At 63.2% G+C, this 18,431-nt stretch carries 16 protein-coding genes and 1 tRNA gene; 8 read left to right on the top strand and 9 right to left on the bottom strand.

Annotated elements, in window-relative coordinates:
* Positions 1-42 precede the first annotated feature (42 nt).
* Complete coding sequence (locus AC1RZR_RS25425; protein WP_481826352.1) at positions 43-807, top strand: heme ABC transporter permease; 765 nt, start codon at positions 43-45, stop codon at positions 805-807.
* 21 nt (positions 808-828) lie between these two features.
* Here the strand turns inward: AC1RZR_RS25425 and AC1RZR_RS25420 are convergent, their stop codons facing one another.
* Positions 829-1,887, bottom strand: coding sequence for a D-TA family PLP-dependent enzyme (locus tag AC1RZR_RS25420; RefSeq protein WP_481826351.1), 1,059 nt, complete (start codon positions 1,885-1,887; stop codon positions 829-831).
* 189 nt (positions 1,888-2,076) lie between these two features.
* Between AC1RZR_RS25420 and AC1RZR_RS25415 the strand changes: the two genes are divergently transcribed.
* Entirely contained in the window at positions 2,077-2,763 is a 687-nt protein-coding gene (locus AC1RZR_RS25415) for a D-lyxose/D-mannose family sugar isomerase (protein ID WP_379095971.1), read from the top strand.
* Between the two features lie 4 nt (positions 2,764-2,767).
* Here AC1RZR_RS25415 and AC1RZR_RS25410 read toward each other — a convergent pair whose 3' ends face one another.
* Positions 2,768-4,453: a hypothetical protein gene (locus AC1RZR_RS25410; protein ID WP_481826350.1), complete on the bottom strand. Its 1,686-nt coding sequence runs from the start codon at positions 4,451-4,453 to the stop codon at positions 2,768-2,770.
* 358 nt (positions 4,454-4,811) lie between these two features.
* On the opposite strand from AC1RZR_RS25410, the gene AC1RZR_RS25405 reads away from it, so the two are divergent.
* The gene (locus tag AC1RZR_RS25405; protein ID WP_481826349.1) at positions 4,812-5,798 is read left to right on the top strand and encodes a methyltransferase; all 987 of its coding nucleotides are present in this window, start codon (positions 4,812-4,814) and stop codon (positions 5,796-5,798) included.
* A 196-nt stretch (positions 5,799-5,994) separates the two neighbouring features.
* Here AC1RZR_RS25405 and AC1RZR_RS25400 read toward each other — a convergent pair whose 3' ends face one another.
* The 4 genes from AC1RZR_RS25400 to AC1RZR_RS25385 all read right to left on the bottom strand — a co-directional run bounded on the left by AC1RZR_RS25400 (position 5,995) and on the right by AC1RZR_RS25385 (position 9,031).
* Positions 5,995-6,183: a hypothetical protein gene (locus AC1RZR_RS25400; protein WP_481826348.1), complete on the bottom strand. Its 189-nt coding sequence runs from the start codon at positions 6,181-6,183 to the stop codon at positions 5,995-5,997.
* Positions 6,184-6,903: 720 nt separating this feature from the next.
* Positions 6,904-7,326 carry a CBS domain-containing protein gene (locus AC1RZR_RS25395; RefSeq protein ID WP_477275744.1) on the bottom strand — a complete coding sequence of 141 codons (423 nt, stop codon included), beginning with the start codon at positions 7,324-7,326 and terminating at the stop codon, positions 6,904-6,906.
* 510 nt (positions 7,327-7,836) lie between these two features.
* Positions 7,837-7,910: transfer RNA gene (locus tag AC1RZR_RS25390), tRNA-Gln, on the bottom strand.
* Positions 7,911-8,098: 188 nt separating this feature from the next.
* A complete protein-coding gene (locus tag AC1RZR_RS25385) occupies positions 8,099-9,031 on the bottom strand; it encodes a lysylphosphatidylglycerol synthase domain-containing protein (protein ID WP_481826347.1) in 933 nt (310 codons plus the stop codon).
* A 378-nt stretch (positions 9,032-9,409) separates the two neighbouring features.
* On the opposite strand from AC1RZR_RS25385, the gene AC1RZR_RS25380 reads away from it, so the two are divergent.
* Together AC1RZR_RS25380 and AC1RZR_RS25375 are read left to right on the top strand one after the other, a co-directional pair.
* Positions 9,410-10,759 carry a Ppx/GppA phosphatase family protein gene (locus tag AC1RZR_RS25380; RefSeq protein WP_477275679.1) on the top strand — a complete coding sequence of 450 codons (1,350 nt, stop codon included), beginning with the start codon at positions 9,410-9,412 and terminating at the stop codon, positions 10,757-10,759.
* A 22-nt stretch (positions 10,760-10,781) separates the two neighbouring features.
* Positions 10,782-11,573: an RlmE family RNA methyltransferase gene (locus tag AC1RZR_RS25375; RefSeq protein WP_477275677.1), complete on the top strand. Its 792-nt coding sequence runs from the start codon at positions 10,782-10,784 to the stop codon at positions 11,571-11,573.
* Between the two features lie 16 nt (positions 11,574-11,589).
* Here AC1RZR_RS25375 and AC1RZR_RS25370 read toward each other — a convergent pair whose 3' ends face one another.
* Positions 11,590-13,011, bottom strand: coding sequence for an MFS transporter (locus AC1RZR_RS25370; protein ID WP_481826346.1), 1,422 nt, complete (start codon positions 13,009-13,011; stop codon positions 11,590-11,592).
* A gap of 291 nt (positions 13,012-13,302) precedes the next feature.
* Here AC1RZR_RS25370 and guaB point away from each other — a divergent pair, with 291 nt between their 5' ends.
* The 3 genes from guaB to AC1RZR_RS25355 are packed head-to-tail and all read left to right on the top strand — an operon-like array spanning position 13,303 to position 15,823.
* On the top strand, positions 13,303-14,805 hold the full coding sequence (guaB, locus tag AC1RZR_RS25365) for an IMP dehydrogenase (RefSeq protein WP_477275674.1): 1,503 nt from the start codon (positions 13,303-13,305) through the stop codon (positions 14,803-14,805).
* Entirely contained in the window at positions 14,756-15,379 is a 624-nt protein-coding gene (locus AC1RZR_RS25360; protein ID WP_477275673.1) for a hypothetical protein, read from the top strand. Before guaB ends, AC1RZR_RS25360 begins: the two co-directional genes overlap by 50 nt.
* 24 nt (positions 15,380-15,403) lie before the next feature.
* Positions 15,404-15,823: an MAPEG family protein gene (locus tag AC1RZR_RS25355; protein ID WP_481826345.1), complete on the top strand. Its 420-nt coding sequence runs from the start codon at positions 15,404-15,406 to the stop codon at positions 15,821-15,823.
* A 48-nt stretch (positions 15,824-15,871) separates the two neighbouring features.
* Here the strand turns inward: AC1RZR_RS25355 and rnd are convergent, their stop codons facing one another.
* Together rnd and AC1RZR_RS25345 are read right to left on the bottom strand one after the other, a co-directional pair.
* Positions 15,872-17,023, bottom strand: a complete 1,152-nt coding sequence (rnd, locus tag AC1RZR_RS25350; RefSeq protein ID WP_481826344.1) for a ribonuclease D — start codon at positions 17,021-17,023, stop codon at positions 15,872-15,874.
* 75 nt (positions 17,024-17,098) lie between these two features.
* Positions 17,099-18,343 (bottom strand): MFS transporter, encoded by a 1,245-nt coding sequence (locus tag AC1RZR_RS25345; RefSeq protein WP_477275667.1) that lies wholly within the window; start codon positions 18,341-18,343, stop codon positions 17,099-17,101.
* Positions 18,344-18,431 lie beyond the last annotated feature (88 nt).

The following is an 18,431-nucleotide window of genomic DNA, read 5'->3' as shown; positions in this document are numbered from 1 at the left end:
GCTCGATTGCCCCAAACGCGCCGGCGGTCTATGTAGAGCCGCATGAGCGACACGACTTCACGCCTGACCGGCTGGCTGGATCTTGCCAACCCGACGCGCTTCGTCTGGCTGGCGGACAGGGTCGTGCCATGGTTGGCGTCCATGGCCGCACTTATCCTTGCTGTCGGGCTCTATATGGGCTTCGCCGCGCCTGAGGATTTCCAGCAAGGCATTACCGTTCGCATCATGTACATCCACGTGCCTTTCGCCTGGCTCGCCATGATGTGCTACACGCTGATGGCGATCTCGGCGCTCGGCACGCTGGTCTGGCGTCACCCGCTGGCCGATGTCGCGCTCAAATCCGCCGCCCCCATTGGTGCCGTATTTACGGCACTGGCGCTGATCACCGGCTCGATCTGGGGCAAGCCGATGTGGGGCACGTGGTGGGTCTGGGATGCGCGGCTGACCTCGGTTTTCGTGCTGTTCCTGATGTATCTCGGCATCATCGCGCTGACCCGCGCACTCGACGATGCCAGCCGCGCCGCCTGGGCCGCCGCCATCATCACGCTGGTCGGCTTCATCAACATCCCGATCATCAAATTCTCGGTCGACTGGTGGAACACGCTGCACCAGCCGGCCTCGGTGTTCAGGCTCGGCGGGCCGACCATCGATCCCAGCCTGCTGTGGCCGCTGCTGGTGATGGCTGTCGGCTTCACGGTGCTGTTCTTCGCCCTGCACCTGATGGCGATGCGCACCGAAATCCGCCGCCGCCGCGTCATCGCAATGCGCCGCGTCGCGGCGCGGCAGGCCGAGCGGCAGCCAGTTTAATTCAGTATCTGACGAATCCGGTCACCCCATCCGTCCGCGCGCTGCCACCGGCAATGTTTCCAGCACCTTGTCGCCGTCGATCAGATTGATCTCGTTGAACAGGTTGGTAACGACGCAGCAATGATCGGGCACGACGCGGACGCGTTCGCCGATCCGCAGCTTGCCATCGCCCGATAGCGTGACGTTGCCGTGCTCCTCGCTCAGGCCCGTCACCCGCGCTCCCGAAACGCCGAGCAACTCGCCGAAATCGGCGAGCCCCAGCGTGTCGCTGGACAGCGCCTTGCTGCCGGCGTCGAGGATGGCGCGCGTCGGCGTCGGATGGCTGACCACCGTCGACAGCACCGTCAGCGCGCAATCGTCGAGACTGCCGACGCCTTTGGCGACCTGGTAGCGGTCGAGATAGATGTAGGTGCCCGGGCGATATTCGGTGACCACCGATGCTTCACTGGAGCGCCAAATGTCCGGCGTGCCGCCGCTTGAGATGCGCTCGCAGGCGAGGCCAGCGGCGGCCAACACCTGCCTGCCGTCGGCAAGCCAGGCCTCGGCCTCCGCCGCGCGGCCGGCGGCCGGGTAGGTCATCAGCCCGCCGAAGGCGAGGCCGCCGGCCTTGTCGATCTGTCTTGCCAGCGCAACCGCTTCACCAGCCGTCTGCACCCCGCAGCGGCCCATGCCGGTGTCGCATTCGACCAGCACCGACAGAGGATGGCTGGCATCGGTGAAGGTGGCGGCCAGCCCTTCAATGGTCTCCATGCTGTCAGCCGTCACCGACAGGGTGACACGGCGATGCAGCGCCAGAAGCCGCGCCAGCTTGGCCCGCCCGAGGATGTTGTAGGGAAGAAAAATATCGGCAAGCCCGGCGTCCGCCATCACCTCGGCCTCGCCGATCTTCTGGCAGGTGATGCCGACGGCGCCGGCCGCCACCTGCTTCTTGGCCCAATAGGGCAATTTGTGGGTCTTGATGTGAGGCCGCAGCTTCAGACCGTTCCTGTCTGCATGGGCCTGGGCGCGGGCAATGTTGGCTTCGGCTCGCGCGGCGTCGATCAGGATCGACGGCGTATCGAGGTCGTGGATGGTCGGCATCGTCTGTCACCCCATGGAAATCCGCAGGGTTTATGACCCTGAAAACACGCGATGTCACGCGGCCAGCAAACCCGATCTGTGGTCCATGCACGCAAAGCCCGGCAGGGCCAGGCGGCAAGGATGGATCGACACCGCATCGACGTTCGGCTATGCGATTTGTCGGAAAAATCGACACGAAGGACCATGATCATGAAACGCTCCGCCATCAACGACATCATCCGCGAAGCCGACGCTTTCATCCGCTCGTTCGGCTATATCATGCCGCCCTTCGCCTATTGGTCGCCGCAGGAGGCGAAGGCGCGCCAGGTCGACTCCTCGGCCGTGTTCACCTCGCGGCTCGGCTGGGACATCACCGATTACGGCCAGGAGAAATTCGACGAACTCGGCCTGTTCCTGTTCACCGTTCGCAACGGCCGCTACGAAGACATGAAGAAGGGCATGGGCATGCTCTATGCCGAGAAGATCATGATCTCTCGCAAGGACCAGCTGTCGCCGATGCACCGCCACAACATCAAGGCCGAGGACATCATCAATCGCGGTGGCGGCAAGCTGGTGCTGGAGCTGTTCATGCACGATCGCGACGGTGGCATTGATCCCAAGGCTGAGGTATCGGTGCCTGTCGACGGAACCATTCACAGGCTGCCGGCGGGCGGGCTCCTGAAGCTCGATCCCGGCCAGAGCGTCACCCTGCTGCCCGGCGTCTGGCACGCCTTCTGGGCCGAGGGCAAGGATGTGCTGATCGGCGAGGTGTCGACCGTCAACGACGATCTTACCGACAACGTGTTTCGCGAACAGATCGGCCGTTTTTCCAACATAGACGAGGACGTCGCCCCGGTGCATCTGCTGGTGTCCGACTATGAGAAGTGGCTGGGCTAGGCACTCAATGACAGCAGTCTGGCGCTGACTGCACGCTCGTCCTGCACAGGCAGGACGAGGTGATCGGCACATCTGCCTTGGCCAGCGCAGTGGCGAGGCTTGCCTGCAGCGCCGGCAGTTCTTCGGTCTCGCCGCGCCGCTTCAGGCACTCCACCAGCCCGTGCAGCGCCCAGACATTGTTCGGGTGCTGGGCGCAGCGCTGCACCTTGCCGCTTAGGCCCAGATCGTCGCGATAGACCTGTTCGGCCTCATGCGCGTGGCCCTGGTCAAGAAGCAGCGCCGCCAGCGCATGGCGCGGCGGGTGCATCCACGCCCACGGCTCGGTGTAGGACAGATTGTCGTCAAGCTCGACCGCTTGCCGCAGATGGCCGTACGCCTCCTCATGCCGGCCATGGTGATAGGCAAGCTCGCCATCGAGGAGAGCCGCGCCGACTGCCAGTGACGCCCGCGTCGGGTTGCTGAGGAAGCGCCGTTCGGCTGGAATGCCGGCCAGATGCAGGTGGAACCGCTCGCGCTCGCGCTCCGCCTCGACAAAATTCATCAGCGTCGCATGGGCCACACCCTTGGCGTAGTGCTGCATGGCCGCCGTCAGCACGTAGAGGCCGGGCTCTTCGGTCACCGGCTCGTCGATGATCTCCTGCCAGCGGCCGAAACGCACCTCAACATGCGATTTCATGGCGTGGTAGCCCTCCACCGTCTGGGTGAGCTTGGGCCGCTCGGAAAGGCTGATCAGATCGCGCGTCACCAGGCTGCGCACCTTGTCGGCGGCCCACAGGGCCGGCCTGGACTGGCCTGACAACATGCAGGTGAACATCATCAGATGCAGGTCGTGGCAGCAGCCGAGCAAATAGTAGGTCGGCTCGTCCGCATAGGCGAGATAGAGGTCGTTGGCACGGACCGCCTTCTCGCTGGCAAGCTTTGCTTTCTCGTACTCGCCGCACAGCACGTAGATATGCCCCGGCATGTGGTTCATGTGCCCGGCATCGGGACACATTTCGCCGAGCAGATCCGCCGAGCGTGTGCCGCGTTCCGGCATGGTGGACATTTCCAGCAGATGGATGTGCAGGTGAACGATTGCTGGATGTTGGGTGGCACCAGCCTGGTCGGCAAGCCGGATCGACCGCTCGCAAACCGCCAGCGCTTCGATCACGTCAGAGTTTGGCGCCGGCGCACCGGTCTTGAGATTCCACAGACGCCGCACGGTGCGCATCATCAGCGCCTCGACCAGCAGCGCCATCACATCATGGTCGTTTGGAAAGTCCTGGTAGACCAGCCGCATCGCGGCGGCGTAGGCGTCATCCCACTGCTCGAATTCCTGAGGCGTCACCCGGTGCGGCTTCTGGAAGCGGCTGGCGAGTGCCTCGATCAATCGCCTCTCAATATGGCTGGCGGCGGCCGCATTGGCGCTAGCCAACTGGACATGCTCGAAACAACGCTTCGTCGCGCTATCGGCCTCGGTCTCGCCATGCTCCTTCCAGGTCAGATTGTAGAAAGGCCCGGCGGCATAGGCGATGCCCCAATGCACCATCGGGCAGTCAGGATCCGTTTCGAGTGCCTTCTCGAAACACCTGATGCCTTCCTCGTGATTGAAGCCGTAGCACCATTTCAGGCCGATATCGAACCAGCGTTGGGTTTCTGCAGAGCGGGTTGAGATAGGGCGGCGATAGGTGCCGAGGTTGAAGCGGTCCATGTAATCTCATTCAACTTGCCGTCGGCTGTGAGCCAGGGCTCTGGCCAGATTCCTTCAGCATCAATGTGTGCCGGAATCTGTAGGAATCAAACACCACGACTGCGATTGCTGAAGTTTGAGAGGATGAGGCGATGCACAGCAGCACAACATTAGACGTGATCGTAAGGCCGTTTTCGCTGGCGTTGACGTCCTGTCTAGAGAGCATGTTGCATAAGACTTCGCTGGCATGCAGCGACCTCGTCAACGTCAGCCAGCCGTGATAGACGAGCCGCTATGCCTCAGAAGTGAGGAAGCGCCACCCCGGTCGAATCCGATCTTCCGAGCTGCTTCAAAATCGGTCCTGCGGAAGGGGATGTGCATGGTGGATTCTGATCGGATCGACAAGCTGATCGCAGCGGTGCCCCCTGCCTTGGCGCTGCGCGCCGGGCTGGACCTTGGCATCTTCACCCGGCTCGGTGACAGCGCGGTGACCGCTGACGGCCTGGGGGCCGCGCTCAAAGTCGAGCCCGATCGTCTGTCGCGGCTCCTCTACGCGCTCGCCAGCATCGGTCTCCTCGAAGTCAAGGATGGTCAATTTCGTAACGGAGCTGAAGCGTCGGCCTTCCTCGACGCGTCCAAGCCGACCTATCGCGGCGGCGATCATGCGCTCCTGCGTGAGCTCTGGGGAGCCGACCTGCTGACCGCAGAGTCGCTGCGACAGAACCGGCCGGCGGCGCTGCACGATTTTTCCGAAGCCGGGCTCGAGGCCGCGGCGGCCTTCAGCCGCATGCTCGCGCCGGGCGGGGTGATTTTCGGCCGACATCTGGCCCAGGAGATGGACCTCTCGACGATCGGTTCGGTGATCGACATCGGTGGGGGCCCCGGGACCATTCTCGTCGGACTTCGCGAGCGGCGGCCGCAGATTGCGGCGACGCTGATGGAACTCCCAACGGTCGCAGCGGTCGCGTCAGATATCCTGTCAGAATACGGTGCCGACGACGTGGTTGTCGAAGAGGGGGACATAACTGTCGCGCCATCGATCGGTCGGCACGATCTGGCGATCCTGAAGGCCGTCGTCCAGGTCCTTCCGCCGGACCAGGCGCGCAGTTCGATCCTGAACGCGGCGCGTTGCCTCACACCCGGAGGCGAGATCGCAATCGCGGGGTGGGGTGTGGTCGATGACGACCGCCTCGGCCCGTCTGAGGGTGTCTTTCTGAATCTCACCTTCTTGAACCTCTATCGCCACGGCGAATCGTACACCGAAGGTCAGTATCGCGCGTGGATGACCGAGGCTGGATTCCGGGATATCTCCAGGTCGCGCCTGACGGACGGCTGCACTTTGTTTCGTGCGCGCCTCACGGGCTGATCGTGGCTGAATGGTTGGTTTCGGACGCAAGGCCTGCAGGAGATTAGTCTGGTCTTGCGGGGGCCTATGGCAATACAATTTCGGCCAGCGCGCTGCACACAACGCCACTGCCGCCACAGAGCGCATAGGCGCAGGACTGAGGTGGTGCGCCTAGCAGAGGCCGCACACAAGCTGCGTGGGATCCGGTAGCGTGCCGCTATTCGGTCTTTGCCGGCACTTCTTTCTTTATTTGAGTGTCCGCAGCCTTCGACATATCGGCCTTCTCGACGCTCGCTGTTTTCTGCGAGTCGACCGCTGCCTGTACCTTCGAATGCGCCGGGCAATCCGCAGAGGCGGCGGATACCGACAGGGTCAGCGCGGCGGCTGTTGCGAGGAATGTTTTCATTGTCTCCTCCTCGTTCGTTGAAGACGCAGCGTAACCTGTCTGTTGCCGACCACAAAATCACATTTGCCCCCCACCGGGCGAAGGAGATCGGCGACAAAGTGCGGATCGAGGAGATCACGCCGAAGGTGAAGCGCTGGTGTTGCCCTCGACGCTCACGGGATGATTAACGTTCAGCTGAGATACCCCGCGGGGTTGCAACCCGCCAGGAGCATCCCAACATTATGCGGCGGACCTACTGTCCGAGAGATTTTGCCGGGAATATCGCGCTGCCTTGTTGAGTGAAGATAGTGAGAAGTCTAGCCCGCACCACCACCGTGATTGCATCGATAGCCGTGGCTATCGTGCTGACCTTTATGGCAGCTAAAGGATTTGAGCTATCGGCGCCAGATCCGATCGTGGCTCATACCTTCGAGAGGAACATTTGAGGAGCACGAGGCGCTACGCCAGGGGCGCTGACGTCCTCAGCCTCAGCCCGGCGCAGCCGTCATTCTCAGCGATGGACTCGACGCGGCGGGCATGATGCCGGCCACAGAGGCAGACACCAGGACGCGCGACGCGCGCCTTTGCAGAGGATTTCTGACGCGCCCCCGTGTCCCGCCAGCGCGCGTGTGAGTGAAGCGATGGCGGGACCGCGTAGCATGAAGTGTCGGCGTCGGCCTGGTTGACCGGACATCTCTGCCGCCGCTCTGGCCGCAGCACGCCGGCAAGGGCGAGCGCCCTTCAGTGGTGATGGGCGGAAACGCTCTTGACGTATTCAGACACCATTTCCCTCGGTGCCGACTGACTGATGTCGCCGACGCTCAGGATGCCGACCATTCGCATATTCTTGTTGATCACCGGCAACCTGCGAATTTTCAGTTCTTCCATGTGCTGTACGGCCTTAGCCAGATCGTCGTCTTCGCGGCAGCAGTGAATGCCGGTCGTCATGACATCGCGCGCTGTTGCCGTGCGGCCGTCGAAACCATCGTCCGCCAGTCCTTTGCAGACAATATCGCGGTCGGTCACCATTCCGATCAGTCGGTCGTTCTCTCCAATGGGAATCGACCCGATATCCTGGGCTCGCATCATTTTCGCCAGTTCGGTGACATCGGTTTCGGGGCTGACCCAGTCGACACCCTTATGCATTGCGTCTTTCACTTTCATGGCGGACCTCCCTTGCTGGGTTGGTGAATGTCCCCCTGTCCCATTTTAACGCGGGCGGGGTTTGACTGCCAGAGGCCATCATCCAGACCCGCGTTTTAAGATGGTCATCGGTGTCGCCGATGACCATTTTCGCGGTTTGGTTGTCATGCGTCCATTTCCAGCCAACAGAGCCGCTTGGTGAGACCATGGCGTGGCGAAAGAAGACCTCCGCCATGGCGCGGCGGCGGTTGTTCCGGAATTCCCAACACCGATGACTGAAGCGGCGAAGGTTCTGCTGAGAGCAAGGAACTAAGACGATGGAATACCGAATAGAGCCAGCCGGGTTTGCCGACCGCTGGTGCGTTACCCAACAAGGCCCGCTTCGGCGGGTTTTCATGTCGCTATCAATGCCGCTATTCGCAGCCTCCGCTCATTACCACGCCTGACAAATCAAGGGCTTATGTTGCTGCGCATTTCGAGGCTAGCAACATGGTTTGTGGCGGTTTTGGTAGCTAAGTGTTTGAAACTGTTTGGCTGGGGAACCTGGATTCGAACCAGGACTAACGGAGTCAGAGTCCGTGGGTCTACCGTTAACCTATTCCCCAGCAGGCGCGGTCATGAACCGTGCGGGCCGAGCGGCTGAGCCGCTTGAGCGCTGCCTTGTAGCCGCCACCGGAAAATAGTCAAGCCTGCTCGGCAGTTCAATTGGGGCAATCGCAGAAGTTTGTGCTGCCCCTCATGCGCCTGCCGGCACCTTCTCCCCGCGAACGGGAAGAAGCCCGGTGGCGACGCCTCAGCTCTCGGTCCGGCTGAACTGCGAGCGTTCGAAGAACAGCACGATACCCAGGCCGAGGAACAGAGGGATGATCAAATAGAACAGCCGGAACACCAGCAGCGCCGCCAGAACGCCGACCGGATCCATGTCGGATAGCCCGGCCAGGAACACGACTTCGAACACGCCGAGGCCGCCTGGCGCGTGCGATATCTGCGCGATCGAGAACGAGACGAGGAAGATGCCCAGCACGACGAAATAGCCGGGATTGTGGGCCACGGGCAGGGCGAAGAAGATAATCGCGGTAGCGGCCAGCAGCTCGATCGGGCCGATCAGCAATTGCCGCGCGACGATCGGCAGCGCCGGATAGTGCAACTGGAAGCTGGCGATCTTCAGCGGGCGCAGATGCAGCCAGCTGCCGAAGATGTAGGCGGCGACGAGCAGCAGCATCACGATCCCCGCGGCCTCCGACAGGCCATGATGGGCAATGCCGGAAAACCGGTCGAGAATCTCAGGCTCGAACACCAGCACAAGGCCGGAGGCGAGGATCGTCGACAGCACGAAGGTGATCCAGCAGATCGCCACCAGGATGCCGACATCCTGGCCGGTCAGGCCCCTGGTGCCGTAGGCGCGGTAGCGGATGACGGCGCCCGAGAACACCGAGCCGCCAATGTTGTGCGACAGCGCATAGGTGGTGAAGGAGCACAAAGTGACGAACAGCCACGACACCTTCTTGCCGATATGCAAGAGCGCGATGTGGTCGTAGCCGGCGAGCGAGGCATAGGCGATGACCGAACTCAGCGCGGCAAGGATCCAGCCGCGGGCTGGAATCGCGGTAATGCCGTCCCAGACATCGTCGAGCGAGATGCCGCGCAGTTCGTACCAGAGCAGCAGCAGCGAGAAAATCACCGCCGAGATGCCGACGACCGGCCAGAAATAGCGTCTCCAGTTCATTGCCTGACTGCCATGCGTTGCGGATCCGCTTCCTTTTCTGTCGAGAGGCCGGTTGCGCCGGATTCTTCCGCTCATTTCAGAAATGCCTCATTGAAGCCGGCTATTCAACCGCGAACGCTTTACGTGGCGGCAGCCGGTAGATTTGTCTGCGTCGAGGGCGGCTGGAGGGGGCGCCAGTCGGCGTTGCGCCTACCAATCCAGGCTTACGGGTACACTGCGTCGCGCGGCCGCAACGACGGTTCGCACGCCCAGGCGGCAAAATTCGACCGGCGGCTCTTGGTGATCGGGCGCGGCACTGTTAGTCTGGCGGCAACTTAAAACACGCCAAAGCGCCTGCTGCGTCCGTCATCGGTTCGCGCGGCGCCGGAAGGAACGACAGTGGAAGACCGCGACACCGGCGCCGGGGCGCCGGAGGTAGGTGCGTCCAACGCTTCCCCAGGGCCAGCTGGCTCGTGGCGGCAACGCCGCCCGACGGAGTCCCGCTCCGCCGACGGGCAGGCGGGCGACGCAACCCATCCCCAGAAGGGCAAGCCGAAGAAGCGGCGCAAGCGAAGGCGCGGGCGCAAGGTCTTTGCGCGCGATGAAGCGCATCGCACAGAGAATCGATCGCCTGTGCCCGGCAACGCCCCTGCGGCGGCGGAAGCGACCAAACTGCCCGATTTGGTGGTCCTGCCCGCCGCTGCGCCGGCACGGCACGAACAGGGGACCCGTCGGCCGCCGCTGCAGGAGCTTCCCGTATTTGCGGCACTCGACCTCGGCACCAACAATTGCCGGTTGCTGGTTGCCGTGCCGACGCGGCATGGCCAGTTCCGCGTCATCGATGCCTTTTCGCGCATCGTCAGGCTGGGCGAGGGGCTGACCGCCAATGGCCGGCTTGGCCAGCCGGCGATGGACCGCGCGGTCGAGGCGCTGAAGATCTGCGGCGACAAATTGCGCAACCGCAAGATTCGGAAGGCCCGGTTGATCGCCACCGAAGCCTGCCGTTCGGCCGAAAACGGCGTCGAATTCCTCGATCGGGTCGAGCGCGAGGCCGGCCTGAAGCTCGAGATCATCGACCGCCAGACCGAGGCACGACTGGCGGTTTCCGGCTGCGGCTCGCTGGTCGAGCGCGACACGCAGGGCGTCGTGCTGTTCGATATCGGCGGCGGCTCGTCCGAAATCGCGCTGATCGACCTCGCCGGCCGCCGTTCGCCGCGTCTCGCCAACCATATCGTCTCGTGGACATCGCTGCCGGTCGGCGTCGTCTCGCTGGCTGAGCGTTTCGGCGGCCGTACGGTGACACGCGAAATCTTTGCCGCCATGGTCGACGACGTCGCCGGCCGTTTGGCCAGCTTTGATGGCCGTGATCGGCTGAGCCATCTCAAGGCCAGCCCGAATTTCCATCTGCTCGGCACGTCGGGCACGGTGACGACGCTGGCCGGCGTCCACCTCGACCTCGAACGCTATGATCGCCGGCGTGTCGACGGGCTGTGGATGGACCGCCACAGCGTCGACCGCATGGTCGAAAAACTGGTCGGCTGGGATTTCCAGCAGCGCTGCGCCAATCCTTGCATCGGTGCCGATCGCGCCGACCTGGTGCTGGCGGGTTGCGCCATACTGGAAGCGATCCGTGCGGTGTGGCCGTCGGAGCGACTGCGCGTCGCCGACCGTGGCCTGCGCGAGGGCATATTGAGCGAGCTGATGGCCGATGACGGCGTCTGGCGCAACGATGGGCGCAGCAGGGCATGAGCCCGAACCGAAGAAATAAGCAATGACCAAGAAACCGGAAAAACCAGGTTCTGCCAGCATTCGCGTGCTGAAGACGCGGATCAAGAAGAAGAGCGGCCTGAAGGAATCGTCGCGCCGCTGGCTGCAGCGCCACATCAACGATCCCTATGTCCAGCGCTCCAAGGCGGATGGCTATCGCTCGCGCGCGGCCTACAAGCTGATCGAGATCGATGACAAGCACCATCTCCTGAAACCCGGTATGAAGGTGATCGACCTCGGCGCTGCCCCCGGCGGCTGGTGCCAGGTCGCGGCCGCGCGCACGAAATCGACGGCCGACAAGCCGCATGTCGTCGGCATCGATTATCTGGAAATGGATGCGGTGCCCGGCGCGCCGGTGCTGTTGATGGATTTCCTCGATCCGCTGGCGCCGCAAAAGCTGGCCGAGGCGCTGGGTGGCGATCCGGATGTGGTGCTGTCCGACATGGCGGCACCCACCACCGGCCACAAGCGAACCGACCATATCCGCACCATGCATCTGTGCGAGGTGGCGGCCGATTTCGCGCTGTCGGTCCTGAAGCCGGGGGGGCATTTCCTCGCCAAGACCTTCCAGGGCGGCGCCGAAAACGAACTGCTCTCCATGCTCAAGCGCAACTTCCGCTCGGTCCATCACGTCAAGCCGCCGGCGTCGCGTGATGAATCGGTCGAGCTTTATCTGCTGGCGAAGGACTTCAAAGGACGAGAGGCCGGTCCACCGTCAGGCGGATCGGAACGCCCAGTGGACGTTCCTAAGGCCTCGAGCGCTGGTAGAGATAGCGAAGGGCAAGGCGAGCCCTAAGCCTAGGCCAGCCGGTTCAATTGCCAGGCGGGCTGGCCGTTTCCAGCGTCTTGGGTGTGGTCAGCCGGCCATGGCCTGAGACGGCGTTGCCGGCATCGGGCGCCAGCCGTATGAACGATAGCGACGCGGCGGCGGAAATCGCGGCCACGACGAAAAACGCGGTGTGAAAATCCGCCAGCGTCAGCGACCTGTCATTGAGGGTCGTCGACACTTCCAGGATACCGCCTGCCACCGCCACGCCAAGCGCGATCGAAAGCTGCTGGGAGACAGCGGCAATCGGCGTCGCCTTGCTGGTGTCCTCAGCCGAAACCTCCGCGTAGGCAAGTGCATTGACGCCGGTGAAGAACATCGAACGGATGAAGCCGCCGACGAGCAGCATGGCCAGCATCAGCAGATAGGGTGTCTCGGGTGTGAACAGGCCATTGATGGCGATCGAAGCCGCAGCGACCAGCGAGCCGACGACCAGCACGCGGCGGAAGCCGGCGACGCGGAAGATCAGCGCGGTGACGAATTTCATGCCGATGGCACCGATCGCCGAGACGAAGGTGATCATGCCGGACTGAAAGGGCGTCAGTCCGAAGCCGATCTGGAACATCAACGGCAACAGGAACGGTACGGCGCCGATGCCGATGCGGAACAGCGAACCGCCGAGAACCGAAGAGCGGAACACCTGGTTGCGGAACAATTCGAGCGCGAGCAGCGGATTTCTGGCGCGGCGCGCATGCAGCAGATAGAGCGCGCCAGAAAGCAGACCGACCGTCACGGTGATGATGCCGACGAGCGGCGGCAGATAGGGCAGGCTGACCACCGACAGGCCGAACACCACGCCGGATGCCGCCAGCCCGCTCAGCACGAAACCGATGAAATCAAGTGGCGGGTTCGCCGTCGGTTCGGTCTCCGGCAGGAAACGCGTCGCCAGCCAGATGCCGATCAGGCCGATCGGCACATTGATCAGGAAGATCCAGTGCCAGGTGAAATAGGTGGTGATGAAGCCGCCGACGGGCGGCCCGACCAGGGGTCCGACCAGCGCCGGAACGGTCAGCCAGGACATCGCCGCGACGAGTTCGCTTTTCGGCGTCGCGCGCACCAGCACCAGTCGTCCGACCGGCGTCATCATGGCGCCGCCAATGCCCTGCAGGAAGCGCGACACCACGAAGGCCGGCAGCGAACCGGAAAGCGCACAGGCGATCGAGCCGACGATGAAGACCGCGATAGCGGCGCGAAAGACATTCTTGGCGCCGAAGCGGTCGGCCATCCAGCCACTGATCGGAATGAAGATCGCCAGCGACACCAGATAGGCCGTCAGCGCCAGCTTGAGCGCGATCGGGCTGGTGTGGATGTCGACGGCAATCGCCGGCAGCGACGTGGCGATAACGGTCGAATCCATGTTTTCCATGAAAAGGGCGACCGCCAGGATGAGCGGGATGGTGCGATTCAAGGAACGCGTCCAGACTTGAATGTTGCGTCGCCGAGTGCATGTCGGCCTTGAGGCGGGCGGTTACCATGCCTTCGCTGGGATGTCGCATTAATTTGCTGTCACATTTGTGCGACCGGCAACCGTAGGTGGCGTTCTTTCGGCGAAGACGTCACCTTTCCGGGAGCGTGAAATCATCGGCTTTTCATCGGCCGCGGGACGTGTTACGAGCCAGCGCCAATCCTGAAAGGGAAGAAGACGAGTCGGCGCTGTCCATTCTGGTCAAGCGCTTTTTCTGTATTCCGAGGACTGGCCATGGCAAAAATCATCGAAACGTCCACCGGCGCGCTGGCGCTCACCTTTGACGACGTGCTGCTGCAGCCCGGTCATTCCGAGGTCATGCCTGGCGAGACCGATGTCCGCACCCGCATCGCCGGCGACATCGACCTCAATGTGCCGATCCTGTCGGCGGCGATGGACACCGTCACCGAAGCGCGGCTTGCGATCGCCATGGCCCAGGCCGGCGGCATTGGCGTCATCCACCGCAATTTCTCGCCGGCCGAGCAGGCCGAGCAGGTGCGGCAGGTCAAGAAGTTCGAATCCGGCATGGTGATCAATCCCGTCACCATCGGCCCCGACGCCACCCTTGCCGACGCGCTTTCGCTGATGCGCACCTATTCGATTTCGGGCATTCCGGTGGTCGAGAATGGCGGCACCGGCGGCCAGAAGATCGGTCGGCTGGTCGGCATCCTGACCAACCGCGACGTGCGCTTTGCGTCCGATCCGGCGCAGAAAGTCTATGAACTGATGACCCGTGAGAACCTGATCACGGTCAAGGAGAATGTCGACCAGGACGAGGCCAAGCGCCTCCTGCATCAGCACCGTATCGAAAAACTGGTCGTCGTCGACAAGCAGGGTAATTGCGTCGGGCTGATCACCGTCAAGGACATCGAGAAGTCGCAGCTCAACCCGCACGCCACCAAGGACGCGCAGGGCCGCTTGCGCGCCGCCGCCGCCACCAGCGTCGGCGATGACGGTTTCGAGCGTGCAGAACGCCTCATCGATGCCGGCGTCGACCTTCTGGTGATCGACACCGCGCATGGCCACTCGCAGCGCGTGCTGGACGCGGTGACGCGCGCCAAGAAGCTTTCCAACTCGGTTCGCATCCTGGCCGGGAACGTCGCTACCGCCGAAGGCACGCAGGCGTTGATCGATGCCGGGGCGGACGCCGTCAAGGTCGGCATCGGCCCGGGCTCCATCTGCACCACCCGCATCGTTGCCGGCGTCGGTGTGCCGCAGCTTTCGGCCATCATGTCGGCGGTCGAGACGGCGAGCAAATCAGGCGTCTCGGTGATCGCCGATGGCGGCATCAAATATTCCGGCGATCTTGCCAAGGCGCTCGCCGCTGGCGCCAGTGCAGCCATGATCGGCTCGCTGCTGGCCGGCACCGATGAAAGCCCCGGCGAGGTCTATCTGCACCAGGGCCGCTCCTTCAAGGCCTATCGCGGCATGGGTTCGGTCGGCGCCATGGCGCGTGGCTCCGCCGATCGCTACTTCCAGGCCGAGGTGCGCGACACGCTGAAACTGGTCCCGGAAGGCATCGAGGGGCAGGTTCCCTACAAAGGACCTGTGTCTGGTGTGCTGCACCAGCTTGCAGGCGGGCTGAAAGCCGCTATGGGTTATGTGGGCGGTCGCGATCTTGCCGATTTCCGCGAACGCGCCACTTTTGTACGCATATCCAACGCCGGACTTCGTGAAAGCCACGCCCATGACGTCACGATTACCCGCGAAAGCCCGAACTATCCCGGCGGAGCCTGATCCGTACGGGCTCGGGCGGAGCCTGACCGCAACGATCCTGCGGCTGTCACGCCACGCGGGCGCGCTTTGTTTCCTGTCGGCGGCGGTTTTCATCGCCATGACGGTGCTGGAGTTCTTCTATTTCCGCCAGTTGAGCGGCGGCCTGGCGTCACTCGACATGCGCTTTCTCGGATTCACGCCGGACGAAGGCATGGCCTGGCTGACGGCGCTCGGCCGGCGCGGTGGCGAGATCATTCTCGTCTGGCACTATCTGACCTTCGATTTGTTGTTCCCGGCGCTGTTGTCGGTGACGCTGGTCAGCCTGATTCTGTCCACCGGCCGGCGATTGAAGAACTTCCGCGTGCTGCCGGGGCAGTTGCAGTCGATCTTCGCGCTGATTCTGGTGCTGCCCTACACGCTGGCCGACTATGCCCAGAACATTGCGGTGGCGCGCCTGCTGTCCGATTTCCTGTCGGCCAATCCGGATTCGCTGTCTCTCGCTTCGGCGCTGATCGTCACCAAATTCGCACTTCTCGCGCTCCCGCTGATCGTCATTGCCGCTTTCTGGCTGGCGGGCCAGAGGCGCCAGGCTTGACGCCAAACAGGGCAGGGGCACTTCATGAATCAGACCACGATCTTCTGGCCGATGCTGGCGCATGTGCTGCTGATCTATATTGTTTACGTCGTGCTGGGTCGTCGCAGATACGGCGCGGTCAGGTCAGGTGAAGCCAAGGCCGGTCAGTACAAGGTGCGCTCGACCGAACCGGCCTCCAGCATCACCGTCGCCAGCAATCTCATCAACCAGTTCGAATTGCCGGTGTTGTTCTACGTGCTGTGCCTGACGCTGCACGTGACCAACGGCGTCAACTATCTGACCCTGGCGCTGATGTGGATTTTTGTCGCGTCGCGCTATTTCCACGCCTGGGTTCATCTCACCAGCAACAATCTGCGGCTGCGCAGCCGCTCGTTCTTCCTCGGTGCGCTTGTGCTGGCGCTGGCCTGGATCTGGTTCGCGCTGCATCTGCTGGGAGTGGTTTGAGCTGCGCCAACTCCCCTTCTCCCACAGGGGGAGAAGGGGAGGCCGACGCTAAAGGTCAAAGACCGCAATCTTGCGCTTGTCGAACTTGATGCCGATCTCGCCGCGCACCAGCTTCAGCGCTGCCTCACCGAACACGGCGCGGCGCCAGCCCTGCAGGGCGGGGACGTCGGCCTCCTCGCCCTCGGCCGCGATGCGGTCGATATCGTCGCTGGAGGCCAGCACTTTCGAGGCGACGCCTTCCTTTTCGGCGACGATCCTGAGCAGCACTTTCAACAGTTCCGCCGCCGCGCTCGAGCCCTCGGGCGGCTGGAAATTCTTCGGCAGCTTCGGCATCTGTTCCTTCGGCAAGGCCAGCGCGGCGTTGACCGCGCCAAGCAGGGCCGTCGCCGTCGAGGAGCGCTCCCAGCCTTTCGGCGTCGTCCGCAGCTTGCCAAGGGCTGCCACGTCGCGCGGCGCCTGCTGCGCCACCTCGTAGATCGCGTCGTCCTTGAGCACGCGGCCGCGCGGTACGTCGCGCTCGCGCGCCTCGCGCTCGCGCCAAGCCGCCACGGCCTGCACGATCGCCAGTTCCTGCGGCTTGCGGAGCCGCATCTTCAGCCGCTTCCAGGCGTCCTCGGGATGCGGATCATAGGTCTCGCGCGAGGTCAGGACCTCCATTTCCTCGTTCAGCCAGTGAGCGCGGTTTTCCCGCTCCAGCTCGGCGCTGAGGTGCTGATAAACCTCGATCAAATGGGTGACATCGGCCAGCGCATAGTCGAGCTGCTTGTCGGAAAGCGGCCGGTGGCGCCAGTCGGTGAAGCGCGATGACTTGTCGAGCCGCGCGCCGGTGATCCGCTGCACGAGCTGATCGTAGGAAACACTGTCGCCGAAGCCGCAGACCATCGCCGCCACTTGCGTGTCGAACACTGGATGCGGAACGAGATCGCCGAGATGGACGATGATTTCGATGTCCTGCCTCGCTGCGTGGAAGACTTTGACGACGGCTTCATTGGCCATCAGCTTGAAGAACGGCTTCAGGTCGATGTCGGGCGACAGCGGATCGATCAGCGCCGTCACGCCGGGTGCGGCCATCTGGATCAGGCACAGGATCGGCCAAAAGGTCGTTTCTCGAATGAATTCGGTGTCGACGGTGACGAAATCCGACTTTTCGAAAGCGGCGAGAATGGTCTCGAGTTCTTTCTGGGTGGTGATGACGTGCATCAAATCGCTTTTGGCAGGAGTAAGGTCTTCCTAGATTTCAGCCGGAAGCGCGTTCGTCAAGCTTTGGCGCCATCGTCATGAGGATCCCGGCTCGTCGGGATCATTGTTTCTTCTTGCCAGCCGCGCGAAAACCGTCGAGGTGCGCAACAGGGCGGTGAAGCGGCTGCGCTTGCCTGCCGGGACGCTGGAGCGGGCCTGCATCCGGTAGAGAATGACGGCGATGAAGATCGCGTAGACGACGGCGCTGAACACGAACAGCGCGCTCGGCCCGAAATACTGCATCGCGGTGGAGGCGGCGAACGGCCCGCCGATGGCGCCGAAGGAATAGAACAGCATCAAAGCCGCGTTGATCAGCACGAACTCGCCGGCGTCGGCGCGGTCGTTGGAATGCGCCGCCGACAGCGAATAGAGCGGCATGGCGAAACAGCCGAAGATGAAGATGATGACGAAGTTGAGCAGCGGATTGCTGCCGGCGATGAACACCAGCGCCAGTGCTGAAAACATCGCGCAGCAGGTGGTGATCAACAGCACCCGGCGCCGGTCCCAGCGGTCGGAGAGGTAACCGAGCGGATACTGGATGATGGCGCCGCCGAAGATGCCGACGCTGACGAAGGTGACGACATCGGCGACCGACATGCCGATCTGCTCGGCATAGACCGGCGACAATGTGCGAAAGGCGCTGTTGGTGACACCGACGGCCATGCAGCCGAAGCAGCCCAGCGGCGAAATCCGCCAGACGCGTGCCAGGTCGAGCTTGACGTCCTCGGGCGGCGTCGGGTTGGAGCGGTCGCCGAGCGAGACCGGCACCAGCGAGAGCGTGATCATGATCGACATGATGGCGAAGATGGTGAAGCCACCGGCGCCGAAGATCGGGATCAGGAACTGGGCGCCGGTCACGGAACCGGTGTCGACCATCCGGTAGATCGCCAGCACGCGCGCCCGGTCGTGGTTGCTGACGCCGGAATTCAGCCAGCTTTCGACGATCGTGAACAGCCCGGCAAAGCAGAAGCCGCCGGCAAAGCGCACCGCGCACCACATCACCGGATCGAGAACCAGCACCAGCAAAAGCGTTCCGACCGAGGCGATTGCCGCCAGCGCCGAAAATGCCCGGATATGACCGACCGCCTTCATGATGCGGGTGATGGCCAGGCAGCCGAGCAGGAAGCCGGCGAAGTAGAAGGTGCCCATCAGGCCGATGTCGGAGGCGGAAAACCCTTCCTGCGCGCCGCGCAGCGCGATCAGCGTGCTCTGCAGCCCATTGCCGCCGAGCAGGATGCCAGCGGCGAGCAGGAGCGGGATCAGCGGGCGGATGGAGGACATGAAGGAAAACAACCGCTTGTCGTTGATCCTTCTTGAACCATCGTCTCCCCCAACGCCAGCGGCAATTCCAACGGAGCTCGGCCACGCT

This window comes from Mesorhizobium bavaricum (assembly GCF_056781655.1).
The sequence above is the reverse complement of the archived record's forward strand: the minus strand, read 5'-3'. Positions and strand labels throughout refer to the sequence as shown.